2 protein-coding genes are annotated in these 2,023 nt (G+C 59.8%); both read left to right on the top strand.

The features are described 5' to 3' along the window. The first annotated feature begins 199 nt into the window (after positions 1-199). Complete coding sequence (locus VI25_RS22275; RefSeq protein ID WP_055562922.1) at positions 200-1,111, top strand: hypothetical protein; 912 nt, start codon at positions 200-202, stop codon at positions 1,109-1,111. Positions 1,112-1,441: 330 nt separating this feature from the next. Next, the coding region (locus VI25_RS22285) for a hypothetical protein (protein ID WP_152981779.1) at positions 1,442-2,023 on the top strand (582 nt) is incomplete at its 3' end.

Raw genomic sequence — 2,023 nt, forward strand, 5'->3', positions numbered from 1 at the left:
GTAGGCAGGTATTAGGCACCCGTAACGTTTCGCGCGCATCACGCAGAAAACATGATAGACCAGCTCAGCCCCTGCGTCTGTCAATGGCACCCAGTCCCAATAAAACGTTGTTCCCTCTGCCTCCAAGGGAGTAACTTGCCACGGCGCATTACCAGTTTAGCTAAGCGCAGAGTTACGTGATTTTCCCTCCTCACGAATCATGATCCGATCTATTGTACGTATTGCCCGCCTGTTGAGCTTATTGTTGTTGGCAAGCTGGTGTGCATTCCCTGCCGTGGGACAGACCACCATGCTGGCGCAGCTCGATAGCCGGTTGCGGAAGGGAGACGTACAAGCCTTGTTTGACTTGGCTCCTTATTTCGACAGCCGCAACGTCGTAGAAGAACACTTGGGGTACCATGTGCTGCCCACCCAAGAGTCGGCCATTGCGCAGCGGTTAGTGCAGGAAAACTGCGCGTTCACCGCACAAGAGATCACGTTGAGCCCGGCCATTTCCGCCCGGGCGTTTGGAGATTTTCTGAACCGCTACCGTACGCAGATCCGGTTTTCACCGCTCGCCAAGGCCTTCCTTATCACGCCTCTAGAGCAGCGGCAGGCCACGGTTCAAATACGGACTATTTCACCCGCCCGAAAGGCGGCGCTGGAAAATCAAGCGCAAGACCTCTTTGGGCAGGAGTGGGCTCGACGCGGCCGCGTCGGGGAGTTGGTGGCCCGCAAAGATCCACAGGCCTTACTGGTCATTGCTGCTGCCCTATACCAAGCGCGGACGCGTTTCGACCAGTATCCCGAGCGCGCGTCGATGGTCTACCTGCTGCAGTTGCTCACCGGGACGGACATCGGGACGGAGAATGAGCGGCATCAACTTTCGTGGCATCTGGACGACGACTACGACCCCACCAGCCAACTGAACCTGCTGGTGTACCTGGCCAATACGTACCAGCAATACGTCTGGAGCGAACCGGTCGCCGCCTTTGTGCTTCCTACCCGCGCGTCGTGCCCGCTGGGCAGGCCGATCATCTGTTTGACTTGTTGCACAGTTCCGTGGACTCGACGGCGTTGCGCGCCCTTCGCGCAGTTGACGCTTGGGATCCGGTCCGTGTACAGGCACTAAGCATCGAACAGGACCGGGGGCCGGGCGCAGTCGCCCAACCGGGCCTTGCCCCAGTTCACGTACCGCTTCCCTGCCGCCGCTGGCCGAGCTCACCGCCTACTGCCGGGTACGAGGCATTGATTACCTGGGCACGCCCCAGTTGCGAGCGGCCCTCGATAGCTTGCAGACCGAACTGCCCTTTGCCGCCCGTTACCGGCTGGAGAATCGCCTTATCCGGTCCCTGACGTTGGACCAGGTCACGGCGCTGGAGTATGGGACGCTGCTCTACCAACGCTCCGACCGTCTCGGCTACTCCAGTGGTCGGATTCTAGACGTGTTCTACTCCCAACGATGGCAGCAACTCCTGGCAACCCCGAAGCACCTGGAGTGCTATCTGAAGAAGTCCGCTCTCTTCTGCCGGTTAGGTATCAACGGCGCCTGCAACAACTACTTGCTCAAGTTTGCGGCCGCGTCACCGGCAGCCTGGCGCACCTGCGGCAGCTGCAGAGTGCCGATCCGCAGGTACAGCAACAAGTTGCCACTATTGTGAGCGGTGCGGTGAAGCAGGTGCCGACCGGGGCTACCTCCTGGGCTGGCAATAACGACGAGGGTATGGACGATTTGGCTAGCCTGTTTCAGCAGTTGGCCCCGCAGGGCAAAGCGTCGGCTAAACAACAGGACGAGTTGGTGCAGGAGCTGGCGAAGATCAGCTACCGCCAACTCGGCGAAGCCTTGCGCTACCTTGAGCCGATTCCATTCGCCGATGAAGGGCGCAAGTACTCGTTCCTGCGCACGGACTGGGGCTTCTTCCTCTTGCCGGATGTGCGCCAGCCAGCCGTCCGCGCTCAATTCCGGAAGCTCTACGACAGCCTGTCGGAGGAAGGCTTATACCACCATTACCTCAGGCAAGGTGGCATCGACTACGTAACCGCC

This window comes from Hymenobacter sp. AT01-02, from assembly GCF_000961955.2.
Lineage (GTDB): Bacteria > Bacteroidota > Bacteroidia > Cytophagales > Hymenobacteraceae > Hymenobacter > Hymenobacter mucosus.

Coding starts and splice junctions, on each gene's coding strand:
- VI25_RS22275 (WP_055562922.1), top strand. CDS start 200: ATGATCCGATCTATTGTACGTATTGCCCGCCTGTTGAGCTTATTGTTG.